Genomic DNA, 13,863 nt, shown 5'->3' with positions numbered 1-13,863 from the left:
ACTCACGTCGCTCCTACACAAGCCGCAGCTGCGGTTTCAGACGTCGGGCCGCGTCGCCAGCTCCAATTCCAGCAAGCCGCGCAGCGCTTCTTCGCGGCTGCTGCCGCACATCTCCATCGACGGCCGCAGCGAGGCGCAGAACGCCGGCCGCTCGGGTCGACCGAACAGTTTGCAGCGCAGTTGCGCATCGAGTTGTACGCAGGGCACCCCGGCCGGCTTGCCGTGCGGCATGCCCGGGATCGGCGAGGTGATCGACGGCGCGATGCAGCACGCGCCGCAGTGGCTGCGGCAATCCATTGCCACGCCTCAATCTCCCGTGACCGGCGCCGCATCGCGCTCGCGCAGCATCGCGTAGACCCCGGCGGTGTCCGGACGCGCGCCGTGCCAGCGCAGGAAGCTTTCCGCGGCCTGTTCGACCAGCATGCCGAGCCCGTCGATCGCGCTGCCGGCGCCGGATGCGCGTGCCCAGTCCAGGAACCCTGTCGCCGCCGCGCCGTAGCCCAGGTCGACCGCAGCGCCGCGGGGCGCGAGCAGACCGCCGGGCAGCGACGGCGCGGCGCCGCCGTGCGCGGCCGAGGTGGCATGGATGACCAGGTCGAACCCGCCGAGTCCGCCCAGGTCATCCCAGTGGTGCGGGTGCACCCGGGCCCGGTCGCCCAGTGCAGCGGCCAGCGCGTCGGTGCGCCCGCGGCTGCGGTTGACGATGAACAGATCCGCCAGCCCGGCATCGAGCAGCGCCGGCGCCACCCCGGCGGCAGCGCCGCCGGCACCGATCAGCAGGCTGCGGCGGCCGCGCAGGTCCAGGCCGTGGCGCTGGGTGAGGTCGCGCACCAGCCCGACCCCGTCGGTGTTGTCGCCCTCCCAGCCGGCGTCGGTGCGCAGCAGCGTGTTGACCGCGCCGGCGCGGCGCGCGCGGTCGCTGAGATGCTCACAGACCGATGCCGCGCGGGCCTTGTGCGGCAGGGTGATGTTGGCACCCGTGCCGCCCGCGGCCGCGAAAGACGCCAACGCCGACTCGAACTGCTCCGGCGCCGCATCGATCGTGCCGTACTCCAACGCAATGCCGAGCTGCCGGCCGAACGCGGTGTGGATGCGCGGCGACAGCGAATGCGCGACCGGATGGCCGATGACCGCAAACCGTGGAATGGACATGGAGCGGCCTCGCTTGTAAGGGACTCGCGGCGCGGGCGGTGCGGCTGGCGAGGCGGCGCTTCAATCCCGAAGGAGCGGCTTCAGCCGCGATCGGGATCGGTTCGCCCGCGCCGGTTCATGATCGCGGCTGAAGCCGCTCCTACAACCGCAAAAATCCGCGCTCAGCCTGCCTCGCGCAGCCAGCGCGCCGCGTCCAGCGCGAAATACGTCAGCACGCCGTCGGCGCCGGCGCGCTTGCAGCTGGCCAGCGCCTCCAGCGCGCAGCCACGCTCGTCGATCCAGCCCTTTTGCGCCGCCGCCTTGAGCATCGCGTACTCGCCGCTGACTTGGTAGACGAAGGTCGGCGCGCCGAACTCGTCCTTGACCCGGCGGACGATGTCCAGGTACGGCAGGCCCGGCTTGACCATGATCATGTCGGCGCCCTCCTCCAGGTCGAGCGCGACCTCGCGCAGGGCCTCGTCCGAGTTGGCCGGGTCCATCTGGTAGGAGGCCTTGCTGCCGCTGCCGAGCGCGCCGGCACTGCCGACCGCGTCGCGGAACGGGCCGTAGAACGCGCTGGCGTACTTGGCGCTGTAGGCCAGGATGCGGGTGTGGACATGGCCGTCCATTTCCAGCGCGCCGCGGATCTGGCCGATGCGCCCGTCCATCATGTCGCTGGGCGCGACGATGTCGGCGCCGGCGGCCGCGTGCGACAGCGCCTGGCGCACCAGCGCCTCGACGGTGGCATCGTTGATGACGTAGCCCGAGTCATCGACCAGGCCGTCCTGGCCATGCGTGGTGTACGGGTCGAGCGCGACGTCGGTGATCACCCCCAGTTCGGGGAAGCGCGCCTTCAGCGCCTGCACCGCACGCTGCACCAGGCCGTCCTCGGCCCACGCCGCGGCGGCATCGAGCGACTTGGCCTCCGGTGCGGTGACCGGAAACAGTGCCAGCGCCGGCACCCGCAGCTCGCTGGCCTGCTCGGCGACCTTCAACAGCTCGTCGATCGAAAGCCGCTCGACGCCGGGCATCGAGGCGACCGCCTCACGCCCGCCGCGATCGTGCACGAACACCGGGTAGATCAGGTCGTCGGGGCCGAGGACGGTCTCGCGCATCAGCCGCCGCGAGAATGCGTCGCGGCGCATCCGCCGCGGCCGGGTATAGGGATAGCTCATGGCGCCGATTCTACGCCGCCAGGTAGAGCGGAGCTTGCTCCGATGTGGGCCGGTGGGTGTGCGCGGCGTAGCGTGGATGCGTAGCCGAGCAAGCTCGGCTCTATGGAATCATCGAGCGCTTCTGTAGGAGCGGCCCATGGCCGCGATGGAAACCGGATTACCGCGCCTGTCGGATTCGCGTTCGCGCCCATGGGGCGCTCCTACAGAGAAGCCTCGGTCGGCACGTGGCGGTGCGGGCGTAGATGCGGAGCTTGCTCCGCCTGTCAGATGATGCCGCCGCCGATCCCGAGCCGGACGATGCCGACCACGATCACGATGCCGTTGAGGACCAGGCCGGTCTTGGCCCGGCCGCGGTTGCCGGAACGCGACAGGGCGACGCCGATTGCCGCGATCACCGCGCCGATCGCGGCGAACGGGATCAGGAACCAGTTGCCCCAACCCAGGAACGGGATCAGCGCGATGATCATCCAGATCATGGCGACGATGCCCCAGAGCAGACTGATCATTCCCATCGTGATGTCTCCTTGCGAGTCAATGGTGGTAGAGGGTCAATGGTTAAGCGTAAACAGAAAACAGGCGCAGCGCCCTCACCCATGCACCCCGTCGATCTCCACGCGCAGCTCGCGGCGACACACCGCCGCGTGCAGCACGATGCGCGGGACGTCGGCGCCGAGGCGGGCATCGAGCAGGCGGGCGACGGTGTCGAGCTCCTCCTGGTCGCGGACGTAGACCTTGAGCCGCGTGCCTGGGCCGAAGCGCGCGGGCAGGGCCGGTCGCCGTGCATGCGCGGCGGCGAGCAGGCTGTCGAAATTGGCGAAGGTCTCCTCGAGCTGGGTCTGGACCGATTCGGCGTGGCGCGACTGGTGGCCGACGATTGCCGCGGTGCCCGACAGCAGCAGCGGCATGGCGCTGCCGGCCGGTGGCAGCATCGCGCGGGCGAAGCTCGGCGGTTGCGGGCCGTACTGGCGCGGGTAGCGGTAGGCGCTGAGCTGGCGCGGGTTCTCCAGCGGCGTACCGGACGTGCGCGAGGCCAGCCAATAGACCTGCAGCCGGCGTGCGCCGTCGACCCGGCCGATCGCGGTCGCGGCCGGCAGCATCGCGGCGTCGCAGCTGCCCGGACCGTATGCGCCGAGCCCGCGCGCGCGGCCGACGCAGAACACGCGGTAGCGCTCGCTGTCGCCGTCGCCGACGGTGATGCCGTCGAGGTAGTTCCAGATCCGCAACAGGTGCCGGTAGCCGCGGGCGCGGGTGAACTCGAGCAGCCGCCGGTAGCCGATCTCGGCGGCGCGCTCGATGTCGCCGTCGCGGCCGTCGGCGTCGGCCGGCTCGTCGAGTTCGATCGCGCCGAACTGCAATGCACCATCCTCGGCCCAGGCGATGTTGCCGTCGCGCCCGCGCGCCACCGCACCGCTGCCGCGCCACACCTCCAGCGGCGCATCGCCATGCGGCTGCAACGCCACCCGCAGGTAGCGAGGGTCGTCGTGGTGCGGCGCACCGGCGCCGAAGCCGAACACCGCCAGGGTGTCCTCGCCGGCGAGTACGTCGGCCGGCGCGGCGTGCAGGTAATCGACCGCCAACCGCGCCGTTGCGCGCTCGAAGGTGGGCGCTGCGCTCATCGCCGGACCCGCCCGGCCGCGGGTCGGCTCATGTGCCGGGCCCGCGCGGCGCGGTAATCGGCGCGGGGTGGTGCGGGGTCGACGTGGATCATCGAGCGATGATAGCCCGCGCCGCGCATGCCCGAGCCGGTGGGGCAGCCGGTGGGTTTGGGCGGTTGCACGCGGTCGCGCGATGCCTGATCGTTGCGCACCTTCACTGCCGATCTGGAATGCCCCATGTCTGAACAAAGCGCCGCCGAGCGCGAACTGGCCGAGCTGGTGGTCGAGAGCCTGAACCTGGAAGGCGTCGAGGCGGCCGCGATCGATCCGGAGGCGCCGTTGTTCGGCGAAGGCCTGGGGCTGGACTCGATCGATGCGCTGGAACTGGCGCTGGCGGTCAGCAAACGCTACGGCTTCCAGCTGCGCTCCGACAGCGACGAGAACCGCCGCATCTTCGCCTCGCTGCGTGCGCTGTCGGCGCACATACAGCAGCACAAGACCGCCTGACGCGTCCCGGCCTGTCTTGTCCAAACCCTTGTCCGAACCGTTGCCCGAGCCGGCGACCCGCGCATGAGCAGCACCGCGCTGCGGCTGGTCCTGGCCATCGCCTATCCGTTGCTGGCCCACTGGGCGAGCCACGGCGGTGGCGACCACGCCGCGGCCCTGGCACTGCTCGACCTGGTGCTGCTGGTGCTGGCCGATGGACTGCTGCAGCGCCGCGTCTGGGCCTGGTCGCTGCTGTTCGCGTCGGTGCTCGGATTGTGGCGGCTGGCCGGCACGCCGGCGCTGCAACTGCTGCTGCTGGCGCCGCCGATGCTGTTCACCGGCCTGCTGGCGTGGTTGTTCGCGCGCAGCCTGGCATCGCCGCGCGGCGCGCTGATCACCCGGATCGTGGCGGCGATGGAGCAGTGCGAGCCGGCGCAGCTGGCGCCGGAGCTGCACCGCTATTCGCGCCGCCTGACCGCCGCCTGGGCCTGGCTGCTGGCCGGGCTGACCGTCGCCAACGGCACGCTCGCGCTGATCGCGGTGCCCGATGGCGTGCTGGCCCGGCTCGGCCACGCGCCGATGATCACGGTGCCGCAGGAGCAGTGGTCGTGGTTCGCCAACATCCTCAACTACGGCATCGTCGGCGGATTCTTCGTCGGCGAGTACGCGCTGCGACGGCGCTGGTTCCCGGTGCGGCCGTACCGCAATTTCATCGACTTCCTGCGGCGCATGGCGGCGCTGGGGCCGCGGTTCTGGCGCGAGTTGTTCGAGGCCTGAGTGCTGGCTGGCGACGGCAACAGCAAACCTCCCGTCCCCCGAAGTGGAACTGCCGGAGCACACCGGCGAACACCGCACGAGCGGATCGCTTGGCCTGCTTCCTCCCGAGAAACATGAAGGCCGGCGAGGTTTGTCCCCCATCGCAGTGCACGAAACCGCCAATCCCTCGGCAGGAAAGCGCATCGGCGTGGCTTATCCTGTCCAGCCGGCCCAGACGATCTCCTTGATGCGATTCAGCGTGCCCGCCGACCACCCGAGCCTGCCCGGACACTTCCCGGGCAACCCGCTGGTGCCCGGCGTGGTGCTGCTGGACCGGGTGATCGAGGCGGTTGAGGCCGCCGCACGGGCCGCCAACCACGAGCCGCCTGGTCACCTGCGCCTGCCGCAGGTGAAATTCATGCAGCCGCTGTTGCCGCAACAGGAGGCGCGGATCGAGCTCGACCCCTGCCCCGGGCCGGATCCGGCGATTGCGCCGGGCCAGGCGGGGGCCACGCGACGCTGGCGGTTCCGCGTGCTGCGCGAGGAGACGCTGCTGGCCAGCGGCGAGATCACTGCTCAGAGCGCCGTGAGCGGCGCCGACCCCGCGGAGCCGCCCGCGTGAGCAATGACTGGACCGAGCGCCCCGAAGGCGGTGGCCGCGTCGCGCTGTGGCTGATCGGCACGATCGCGCGGTGCGGCGGGCGCAGTGTGGCGCGTGCGCTGCTGTATCCGATCACGCTGTATTTCCTGATCGTGCGCGGGCCCGAGCGCCGCGCCTCGCGCGCCTACCTGACGCGCGTGCTGGAGCGGCCCGCGCGGCTGGTCGACATCGCCCGGCACATCCACACCTTCGCCGCGACCATCCTGGACCGGGCGTTCATGCTGAGCGGCCAGATGCAGCGCTTCGATGTGCGCGTCGAGGGTCTGGAGGCATTGCACGCGCAGCTCGACCGCGGCCGCGGCGCGCTGGTGTTCGGCTCGCACCTGGGCAGCTTCGACGTGCTGCGCGTGCTCGCCTGCGAGCGCCCCGACCTCAAGGTCCGGGTGGTGCTCGACAAGGCCCACAACCCGGCGGTGACGCAGCTGCTGGATGCCCTCAACCCCGGGATCGCATCGACCGTGATCGACGCGGGCCAGGACGGGCCCTCGATCGTGCTGGCGATCAAGCAGGCCACAGAGGAAGGCGCGCTGGTGGCGTTGCTGGTCGATCGCGCGCGGCCGGGCGCGCCGGCGCTGCCGGCGCCGCTGCTGGGTGCCGACGCGCCGTTCCCGACCGCGCCGTGGCTGATCGCGGCGGTGCTCAAGGTGCCGGTGGTGCTGGCATTCGGGCTGTATCGCGGCGGTCGCCGCTACGATCTTGCGTTTGAAGTGTTCAGCGAAGGCCTGTCGATGGAGCGGAACGACCGCTCCCGGCAGCTGGGCGAACTCGTGCGAGGCTACGCTCGGCGCCTGCAGCACCATGCGCGCCGTGCACCCTACAACTGGTTCAATTTCTACGACTTCTGGCATGCCGATGACAAGGATTTCCAAGCCCACCGCCCAGCGGCTTCCGACCTGCGCGACGCTGCTGGCGCTGCTGGCGCTGACGGCCCTGCCGTTGCACGCCGCTCCGCCTGAGCCGGCACCGCCGTCGGCCGCAGCGACCCAGGCGCAGCGGTCCACCCCGGGCGACATCGCCCCGGAGTGGATCCTGGTCCGGCTGGAGCGGCCGGTGCCGATCCGCACCGAGTTCGTCGAACTGCGCAGCTCCGAGTTGCTGAAGGCGCCGCTGCGGGTCAATGGCGAATACCGGCGGCCCGACGCACAGACCTTGGTGCGCGTGGTGCGCGAGCCGTATCTGGAGACCACCACCATCGGCCAGGGCGAGGTCAGCATCGTGCGCGACGGCCGCTCGCCGCGCAGGTTCTCGCTGTCGCGTGCGCCGCAGCTGGCCGCCCTGCACGACAGTTTCGGCGCGCTGCTGTCGGGCGATCGCGCGCGACTGGAGCAGCACTACCGCATTGCCAGCACCGGCTCCCGCGAACGCTGGGTGCTGAGGCTGACCCCGAAGGACGCCGAGCTGGCCGAGCAGCTGGTCGACATCGCCCTGTACGGCCGCGGCGCCGAATTGCGCTGCATCGAGACCCGCACGCGCGGGCGCGGCGGCGGGCGCGGGGCGGGGGACGGGGTTGATCCCGACATCGAGCGCACCCTGCTGGCCGGTGCCGCGCGCCGCGCCGGCACCGCGCCCGATCACGCGCTGGTCGCGCTGTGTCACGGCGACAGCGTCGGGTCGCAATGAATCCACCGCGCCGGCTGGGTTGGGCGCTGCTGTGGCTGGCGGGCTTGCTGGTCGTAGGCGGGCTGGTCGGCCAGCGGCTGGAGCTCAGCGGCGACCTGCGCAAGTTCATGCCGAGCGCGCAGACCCCGGCGCAGAAGCTGCTGATCGAGGAGCTCGGCGAAGGTCCCGGCTCCCGGCTGTTGCTGGTCGCGCTGTCGGGCGAGGCGCCGGCCACGCTGGCGGCGCAATCGAACGCGCTGCGCGAGGTGCTCGCCGCCCGGCCGCAGTTCGCGCTGGTCGCCAACGGCGCCGATGGCGCACTGGAGACGATCCCCGAACGGCTGCGCCCGTACCGCTACCTGCTGTCGCCTACGCTGGACCGGCAGCGCTTCGACGCCGACTTCCTCGGCGGCGAGCTGGCCGATCGCGTGCAGGACCTGGGCTCGCCGGCGGCCGGCCTGATCGAACCACTGCTGGCGGCCGACCCGACGTTGGAGACGCTCCGGCTGGCCGAAGCCTGGCAGCCGCCGAGCGCGCCGCAGCGCCTGCATGGAGTCTGGTTCGACCGCGCCGGCAGCGAAGCCCTGTTGGTGATCGAGACCCGCGCCGGCGGATTCGATCCGAACGCCCAGCAACACGCGGTCGATACGATTCGCGCCGCATTCCAGGGCGCGCGCGGCGACAGCGACAGCGAGCTCACGCTGACCGGGCCGGGTGCGTTCTCGGTCGAGATCGGCGGGCGCACCCGGCGCGAGGCCGGCTTCATCGGCACCTTGGACAGCCTGATCTTCGTGCTGATCCTGACCCTGGCCTACCGCAGCTTCAAGGCGCCGTTGCTGGCCGGGCTGCCGTTGGCCAGCGGCGGCCTGGCCGGGCTGGGCGCGGTCGCGCTGGGCTTCGCCGACGGCGTGCACGGAATTACCGTCGCGTTCGGTTTCACCCTGATCGGCGTCGCCCAGGACTACCCGATCCACCTGCTCAGCCACCAGCGCGCGGGGCTGTCGCCGTGGGCGAGCGTGCGTTCGCTGTGGCCGACGCTCGGCACCGGCGTGGCCGCGACCTGCATCGCCTACCTGACCTTCCTGGTGTCCGGCGTGGAGGGGCTGGAGCAGCTGGCGGTGTTCACCATCGTCGGGCTCGGCACGGCCGCGCTGGCGACGCGTTTCGTGCTGCCGGCGCTGATTGATCCGGTCACCCCCGATGAGGTCGGGCGCGACCCCGCCGAGTCGCCGCGGCTCGCGGCCCTGTGGCAATTGCTGGCGCGCTGTCCGCGGATCAGGCCGGCGCTGTACGGCGCCGGCGCGGTGCTGGCGCTGCTCACCGCGCTGCTGATGCCCGGCGAGTTCTGGCAGAACGACCTGTCCCGGCTGACCCCCGTGCCGCCGGGCGCGCTGGCGCGCGACGCGCAACTGCGCGCGGAGCTCGGCGCGCCCGACGTGCGCTACCTGATCGCGCTGGAAGGCGCCGACGTGGAAAGCGTGCTGCAGGATTCCGAAGCCCTGCAGCCGGTGCTGGAGAACCTGCGGGCGGTCGGCCTGATCGGCGGCTTCGACCTTGCCGCGCGCTACCTGCCGAGTGCGGCCTTGCAGCGCGCCCGACAAGCACGGCTGCCCGGGTCGGCCGAGCTGCACCGCGCACTCGATGCGGCAGTCGCCGAAAGCCCGTTCCGCAGCAATGCGTTCGCCGCGTTCACCACCGACGTCGCCCGTGCCAGGGCGGCCGCGCCGCTGACGGTGGACGACCTGCACGGCACCCCGCTGGGGGCGCGCGTCGGCGGACTGCTGCTGCAGCGCGACGGCCGCGCCACCGCGCTGGTGTCGCTGAGCGGGCTGACCGATCCGCCGCTGCTGGCCCGCCTGGTGCAGCAGCACGGGGCGCAGCTGCTCGACCTCAAGGACGCCTCCGAATCGCTGGTCGCCGCCTATCGCGAGCGTGTGTTGTGGTCGCTGGCGCTGGCCTCGCTGCTGCTCGCCGCGACGGTGTGGTTCGCGCTGCGCTCGCCGCGGCGCGTGCTGCGGGTGCTCGCCCCGATGGCGCTGACCACCTTGCTGGTGCTGGCGGTGCTGCGCGGCCTCGGGGTCGAGTTGAACCTGTTTCACCTGGTCGCACTGATCCTGGCGGCCGGGCTGGGGCTTGATTACGCGCTGTTCTTCGACCACGCCGGCGACGACCGCGCGGAGCAGCTGCGCACCCTGCACGCGGTGATCGTGTGCAGCCTGACCACGCTGCTGGTGTTCTCGCTGCTGGCGCTGTCATCGATCCCGGTGCTGCGCGCGATCGGCGGCACGGTCGCGCTCGGGGTGGCGTGCAATTTCGTGCTGGCGGTGCTGATCGCGCGGCGCCCGGCTGACGTGGGAACGCAATGACATCCATGCCACCCATCGCGGCCGCGCTGCAGCGCGACCAGATCGCCGCACTGATCCCGCACCAGGGCGCGATGTGCCTGTGGGACGAAGTGCTCGACTGGAACGCCAGCCGCATCCGCCTGCGCGCGCACCGCCACCGCGATCTTGATCACCCGTTGCGCAGCCGCGACCGGCTGCACGCGGTGCACCTGTGCGAGTACGGCGCGCAGGCGATGGCCGTGCACGGCGGCTTGCGCGCGCGGGCCCCCGGCGGCGTCGCCCGGTCGGGCGTGCTGGTGGCGCTGCGCGGCGTGCAGCTGCACGTCGCGCGGATCGACGATCTCGCCGGCGCACTTGAATGCAGCGCCGAGGCGCTGGTCGAGAGCGACAGCAGCTGGCAGTACGCGTTCCGCATCACCCACGCCGGCACCGCCGTGGCCGAAGGCCGCGCCGCGGTAATGGCCCGGCCGGAATAACCGCGCTCGAAAAGCCACCATGGCCGCCGAGCGGGTTCTATGCGTTTCCCGAGTCCGTAGGCTGGGCTGACAAGCCCAGCATTCTCGCCGCGCAACCACCCCGCGAGCACGCTGGCGCCTGTCCAGCCGCCCCGGAGAGAAGCTGGGTTTGTCAGCCCAGCTATGGACCGCTGCTGACTAGTGCGGCTGCTGCGTTCATGCCGGCCACGCGAGCGTGCAGGTGGTGGTGAGTTCGTCGTGCTCGAACGACACCGCCCAACCGATGCGCGCCGCCAGCCGCTGCACGATCTGCAGGCCCAGACCAAAGCCGCCGGTGTCCAGCGGCGCGCGTGGATTGCGGATGGTCAGCGAGTCGCGCGTGCAGCAAACGCCAATCGCGCCGGCGTCGCCGTGCTGGATCGCGTTGAGCAGCAGATTGGCCAGCACCGTTTCGACCACCTCGCTCGGCCACGGCCAGCGCAGGTCGGGTTCGACCAGCAGTTCGATGCGCTGGTTCTTGACCGCCGCCAGCGGGGCCAGCTCCTCGACCAGTTCGCGCAGGCAATCGGCGGCCTGGGTGTGGCCCTCGGCGGTGGGCACGGCGTCGCTCGACAGCCACAGGATCGCGGTGCTGGCACGCACCAGCCGTTCGACCGCGCGCTGCAGTCGCGCCCACGCGGCCGGGTCGGTGCGCCGGCGCTCGAGCAGTGCCAGGCTGGTGCGCGCGGACTGCAATGGCGTGCGCAGTTCGTGCCCGAGGAATGCCAGGGTCTGCCGCTCGCGTTCCACCGCGGCCAGTTGGTCCTGCCACGCGTGCGCGTGCAGGCGCACGAGATCGCCGAACTCGCGCACCGGCTCGCGCTGCGCCAGCGCATGCAGGTGTTGCGGATCGGGACTGGCGAGCACCGCCTCGACCAAGCCACGTGCGCGCCGCGCCACGCGTCCCACGAACGCACGCGCCAGCGCGTACGCGCACACCAGCAGCAGCAACAACAGCGGCAGCGCGAACGCGAGTCCGCGCGACAGGCCGGCGTTGACGGTGAGTTCGTCGGTCACGTCGTAGATCACCGCAAACGGCGCGCCGGCATCGGCGCGTGCGAGCAGCACGTGCACGTAGCGGCCGTCGTCGCGGCGGAACTCCGCAAGGTGGCCGGTCGCCTTGCCCGCGACCCGCGTGCGGATGTCGTCGGGCAACTGGCGCATCGCCAGCACGCTGAACTGGCTCGGCAATCCGGGCGGCGCGATCGCCGGATCGGCCACACTGGCGGCCACCGTCCGCAGGCGCCGGTCGATGAAACTGTCCTCCAGCACGAACAGCAGCAGCAAGGTGGCAGCGATGAACAGCGCCGACAGGCCCAGGGTGAAGACGACCCACTGGCGCGCCAGGACGTGGCTAAGGCTGTGCTGGCGGTTCATCGTGGTCCCCGGCGGTATCGGCGAGAAAGCGATAGCCGACCCCGCGCACGGTGTCGATCAGCGGCTGGCCGAAGCAGCGGTCCAGCGCCTGGCGCAGATGGTAGACGTGCGTGCGCAGCGGATCGCTGTCGGGCGGCTCGTCGGCCCACAACAGCTCGCACAGTTCGGACTTGCCGACGCTGGCCGGGCTGGCCTGCATCAGCCGTCGCAGGATAGCGAACCCCGCCGGGTGCAACTGCAGCCGGCGCTCGCCGCAACGCAGCAGTTGCCCATGCAGGTCCAGGGTGTAGCCGTCGACGCGCAGCTGCGCGCCGCCCGTGGCCGGGACGTGCGCGGCGATCGCGCGGACCCGCGCCAGCAGTTCCGCCGGTGCGAACGGCTTGATCACGTAGTCCACTGCGCCGACCGCGAACGCATGCAGCTTGTCGTCGAGCTCGCCGCGCGCGGTCAGGAACAGCACCGGCGACTGCAACCCGCACTCGTGCTTGAGCGCGTGGCACAGCGCGAGCCCGTCCTGGTCGGGCAGGTTGATGTCGAGCACGAGCACGTCGAAGCGTTCCGCCAGGACCCGTGCGCGGGCCTGCGCCGCGGTGTAGGCGAAGTCGACCTGCACCGCATGCGCAGCGAGGTAGTCGCCGATGCCCGCGGCGATGTCGACATCGTCCTCCACCAGCAGCAGCTTGAGCGGCGGTGAGCTCGCAAGCATGTGTTTGCATCCGTTGCGCAAGCCGGCGTCGATCGCGCCGGCAAAGTCCACGACATCGTAATGGTCGCTGCCCCGGCCAGCATGCAGCCGGGGCGGCCGACTCACTGCCGCGCGAGGTCCTGCATCCGGTAGGCATCGCCCACGCGCCCCTGTATGGCCGCCACGAACGCATGCATCAGCAGGAGCTTCTTGTCGGCCTGCGGCCATCGCGCCTTCGCCTGCGCGGCGGCGGTCGGCCCCCGCCGGTAGTAGCTGGCCAGCACCTGCACGGCGAGTTCTTCGTGGGTCCGCTCACGCGCCACCGGCACGTGCCCCAGCGTCTGCACCATCGTCTCGGCCACCGACCAGGTCGACCACGGATTCTGTCCGGTGACCAGACGCCCGTCGACCACGGTGGTGTCCAGGTACAGCGGGCCCTCCACGAAACGCGCGCCGACCTGCGTGATCCGGTCCTGCAGCAGGTAGGGGAACAACTCGCGCGCGTTCTTCAGCAGAAACAGCTCCTCGGCATTGCTGAAGCCGGTGATGCGCTTGCCTGCCAGCAGGCGCTGGCCGTCGTCCAGGGTGACGTTGAGCAGTGCCGCAGGCCCGTGGCAGACCGCACCGACCACACCGCCGCGCTGGTACACCGCGCGCACGATGCGCTGGATGTCGGGGTTGCCGGGGAAATCGAACATCGTGCCCTTGCCGCCGACGAAGTACACCGCGGCATACTGCGCAGGGTCGACCTGCGCCAGCGGCAGGGTTCGGGCGAGCTTGTGCTGCGCGACCGGATCGTTGAGAAACGCGTAGTCGGCCGCCACCAGCCCGTCATCGAGCACCATCGGCGGTTTTCCGCCCAGCGGACTCGCGATGTCCACCGCGTACCCATTGGCGAGAAAGACGTAGTACGCGCGCGACAGTTCGGTCAGCTCGAAACCGGCGCGCTTGCCGGTGTCGCCGATGTGCTCGGTGCTGGTGACCACCGCCAGCACCTTGCCGCGCGGCGTCCGCACGCCGTCACGCACGAACGCCAGATCCGCCGGTCGGCTGCGCGGATCGGCCACGGGCTGGCTGTCCAGGTCGAGGCTGCGCACGTAGGCATAGCCGGTAACGGTCAACAACAGCGTCAGGCCCACGACCGCGACCAGGCCCAGCTTGATTCTTCTCCACATGGCGATGCGCTCCCGCGCGGCAACCGATAATCCGGCTGCGCGCACGGTAGGGCGCGAAGGTAAAACCAGGATCAAACGACGGACCAACCCATCCCAGGGCGTGAACCGGCGCGCGCGCCGGCTTCCATGCGCTGCGGCCTGGGCGCAAGATGCGGGCATGTGGTTCCACCACGCCCGCTGGCTGCTACCGGTCCTGCTCGCCGTCGTGGCGCCGCTGAGGGCCGAGCCGGTCACGATCTACCGCTGCACCGACGAGCACGGGCGCCTCACGCTGCGCGACACCCCGTGCCGGGCCGGCCAGCGCCAGCAGACCAGCGAAATGCAGCGTCCGCGCGACCCGCCGCCGCAACCGCCGGCGCCGCCGGTGGCCGCGCCAGCGCCGCC

Annotated in this window: 16 protein-coding genes; 8 read left to right on the top strand and 8 right to left on the bottom strand. The window is 71.3% G+C overall.

Going from position 1 to position 13,863, the window contains the following annotated elements; genetic code table 11:
• Window positions 1-36 precede the first annotated feature (36 nt).
• The 5 genes from ACJQWM_RS13430 to ACJQWM_RS13410 all read right to left on the bottom strand — a co-directional run bounded on the left by ACJQWM_RS13430 (window position 37) and on the right by ACJQWM_RS13410 (window position 3,922).
• Window positions 37-297 carry a YkgJ family cysteine cluster protein gene (locus ACJQWM_RS13430; protein WP_332705995.1) on the bottom strand — a complete coding sequence of 87 codons (261 nt, stop codon included), beginning with the start codon at window positions 295-297 and terminating at the stop codon, window positions 37-39.
• Between the two features lie 9 nt (window positions 298-306).
• Window positions 307-1,152 (bottom strand): shikimate dehydrogenase, encoded by an 846-nt coding sequence (gene aroE, locus ACJQWM_RS13425; RefSeq protein WP_332705998.1) that lies wholly within the window; start codon window positions 1,150-1,152, stop codon window positions 307-309.
• 161 nt (window positions 1,153-1,313) lie between these two features.
• Complete coding sequence (gene hemB, locus ACJQWM_RS13420; RefSeq protein ID WP_332706001.1) at window positions 1,314-2,306, bottom strand: porphobilinogen synthase; 993 nt, start codon at window positions 2,304-2,306, stop codon at window positions 1,314-1,316.
• A 263-nt stretch (window positions 2,307-2,569) separates the two neighbouring features.
• On the bottom strand, window positions 2,570-2,812 hold the full coding sequence (locus tag ACJQWM_RS13415) for a hypothetical protein (protein ID WP_330970092.1): 243 nt from the start codon (window positions 2,810-2,812) through the stop codon (window positions 2,570-2,572).
• Between the two features lie 81 nt (window positions 2,813-2,893).
• Window positions 2,894-3,922, bottom strand: coding sequence for a chorismate transformation FkbO/Hyg5 family protein (locus ACJQWM_RS13410; RefSeq protein WP_332706004.1), 1,029 nt, complete (start codon window positions 3,920-3,922; stop codon window positions 2,894-2,896).
• A gap of 216 nt (window positions 3,923-4,138) precedes the next feature.
• Here ACJQWM_RS13410 and ACJQWM_RS13405 point away from each other — a divergent pair, with 216 nt between their 5' ends.
• The 7 genes from ACJQWM_RS13405 (at window position 4,139) to ACJQWM_RS13375 (ending at window position 10,224) form a co-directional block, all read left to right on the top strand.
• The gene (locus ACJQWM_RS13405; RefSeq protein WP_330970332.1) at window positions 4,139-4,408 is read left to right on the top strand and encodes a phosphopantetheine-binding protein; all 270 of its coding nucleotides are present in this window, start codon (window positions 4,139-4,141) and stop codon (window positions 4,406-4,408) included.
• Window positions 4,409-4,471: 63 nt separating this feature from the next.
• Window positions 4,472-5,164: a COG4648 family protein gene (locus ACJQWM_RS13400; protein ID WP_332706012.1), complete on the top strand. Its 693-nt coding sequence runs from the start codon at window positions 4,472-4,474 to the stop codon at window positions 5,162-5,164.
• A gap of 226 nt (window positions 5,165-5,390) precedes the next feature.
• A complete protein-coding gene (locus tag ACJQWM_RS13395; protein ID WP_332706015.1) occupies window positions 5,391-5,765 on the top strand; it encodes an ApeI family dehydratase in 375 nt (124 codons plus the stop codon).
• Window positions 5,762-6,760 carry a lysophospholipid acyltransferase family protein gene (locus tag ACJQWM_RS13390; protein ID WP_332706018.1) on the top strand — a complete coding sequence of 333 codons (999 nt, stop codon included), beginning with the start codon at window positions 5,762-5,764 and terminating at the stop codon, window positions 6,758-6,760. Before ACJQWM_RS13395 ends, ACJQWM_RS13390 begins: the two co-directional genes overlap by 4 nt.
• Entirely contained in the window at window positions 6,657-7,424 is a 768-nt protein-coding gene (locus ACJQWM_RS13385; RefSeq protein WP_332706021.1) for a LolA-related protein, read from the top strand. The genes ACJQWM_RS13390 and ACJQWM_RS13385 overlap by 104 nt, the downstream gene beginning before the upstream one ends.
• Window positions 7,421-9,769, top strand: a complete 2,349-nt coding sequence (locus tag ACJQWM_RS13380) for an MMPL family transporter (protein ID WP_332706024.1) — start codon at window positions 7,421-7,423, stop codon at window positions 9,767-9,769. The genes ACJQWM_RS13385 and ACJQWM_RS13380 overlap by 4 nt, the downstream gene beginning before the upstream one ends.
• A gap of 5 nt (window positions 9,770-9,774) precedes the next feature.
• A complete protein-coding gene (locus ACJQWM_RS13375) occupies window positions 9,775-10,224 on the top strand; it encodes a hotdog family protein (RefSeq protein ID WP_332706028.1) in 450 nt (149 codons plus the stop codon).
• 195 nt (window positions 10,225-10,419) lie between these two features.
• Here the strand turns inward: ACJQWM_RS13375 and ACJQWM_RS13370 are convergent, their stop codons facing one another.
• From ACJQWM_RS13370 to ACJQWM_RS13360, 3 genes are all read right to left on the bottom strand, one after another.
• Window positions 10,420-11,619, bottom strand: coding sequence for a sensor histidine kinase (locus ACJQWM_RS13370; protein ID WP_332706031.1), 1,200 nt, complete (start codon window positions 11,617-11,619; stop codon window positions 10,420-10,422).
• Window positions 11,597-12,325 carry a response regulator transcription factor gene (locus tag ACJQWM_RS13365; RefSeq protein WP_332706035.1) on the bottom strand — a complete coding sequence of 243 codons (729 nt, stop codon included), beginning with the start codon at window positions 12,323-12,325 and terminating at the stop codon, window positions 11,597-11,599. The genes ACJQWM_RS13370 and ACJQWM_RS13365 overlap by 23 nt, the downstream gene beginning before the upstream one ends.
• Before the next feature lie 101 nt (window positions 12,326-12,426).
• Window positions 12,427-13,479 carry a type 1 glutamine amidotransferase domain-containing protein gene (locus ACJQWM_RS13360; RefSeq protein WP_332706038.1) on the bottom strand — a complete coding sequence of 351 codons (1,053 nt, stop codon included), beginning with the start codon at window positions 13,477-13,479 and terminating at the stop codon, window positions 12,427-12,429.
• A 157-nt stretch (window positions 13,480-13,636) separates the two neighbouring features.
• Here ACJQWM_RS13360 and ACJQWM_RS13355 point away from each other — a divergent pair.
• A partial coding sequence (locus ACJQWM_RS13355) for a DUF4124 domain-containing protein (RefSeq protein ID WP_411306893.1) occupies window positions 13,637-13,863 on the top strand: 227 nt, incomplete at its 3' end.

It is taken from the genome of Novilysobacter longmucuonensis, assembly GCF_046600735.1.
Classification (GTDB): domain Bacteria; phylum Pseudomonadota; class Gammaproteobacteria; order Xanthomonadales; family Xanthomonadaceae; genus Novilysobacter_A; species Novilysobacter_A longmucuonensis.
Note: the sequence above shows the minus strand (reverse complement) of the source record. Positions and strands in the feature narration are given on the sequence as shown.

Coding starts and splice junctions, on each gene's coding strand:
- ACJQWM_RS13430 (WP_332705995.1), bottom strand. CDS start 297: ATGGATTGCCGCAGCCACTGCGGCGCGTGCTGCATCGCGCCGTCGATC.
- aroE (WP_332705998.1), bottom strand. CDS start 1,152: ATGTCCATTCCACGGTTTGCGGTCATCGGCCATCCGGTCGCGCATTCG.
- hemB (WP_332706001.1), bottom strand. CDS start 2,306: ATGAGCTATCCCTATACCCGGCCGCGGCGGATGCGCCGCGACGCATTC.
- ACJQWM_RS13415 (WP_330970092.1), bottom strand. CDS start 2,812: ATGATCAGTCTGCTCTGGGGCATCGTCGCCATGATCTGGATGATCATC.
- ACJQWM_RS13410 (WP_332706004.1), bottom strand. CDS start 3,922: ATGAGCGCAGCGCCCACCTTCGAGCGCGCAACGGCGCGGTTGGCGGTC.
- ACJQWM_RS13405 (WP_330970332.1), top strand. CDS start 4,139: ATGTCTGAACAAAGCGCCGCCGAGCGCGAACTGGCCGAGCTGGTGGTC.
- ACJQWM_RS13400 (WP_332706012.1), top strand. CDS start 4,472: ATGAGCAGCACCGCGCTGCGGCTGGTCCTGGCCATCGCCTATCCGTTG.
- ACJQWM_RS13395 (WP_332706015.1), top strand. CDS start 5,391: ATGCGATTCAGCGTGCCCGCCGACCACCCGAGCCTGCCCGGACACTTC.
- ACJQWM_RS13385 (WP_332706021.1), top strand. CDS start 6,657: ATGACAAGGATTTCCAAGCCCACCGCCCAGCGGCTTCCGACCTGCGCG.
- ACJQWM_RS13380 (WP_332706024.1), top strand. CDS start 7,421: ATGAATCCACCGCGCCGGCTGGGTTGGGCGCTGCTGTGGCTGGCGGGC.
- ACJQWM_RS13375 (WP_332706028.1), top strand. CDS start 9,775: ATGCCACCCATCGCGGCCGCGCTGCAGCGCGACCAGATCGCCGCACTG.
- ACJQWM_RS13370 (WP_332706031.1), bottom strand. CDS start 11,619: ATGAACCGCCAGCACAGCCTTAGCCACGTCCTGGCGCGCCAGTGGGTC.
- ACJQWM_RS13365 (WP_332706035.1), bottom strand. CDS start 12,325: ATGCTTGCGAGCTCACCGCCGCTCAAGCTGCTGCTGGTGGAGGACGAT.
- ACJQWM_RS13360 (WP_332706038.1), bottom strand. CDS start 13,479: ATGTGGAGAAGAATCAAGCTGGGCCTGGTCGCGGTCGTGGGCCTGACG.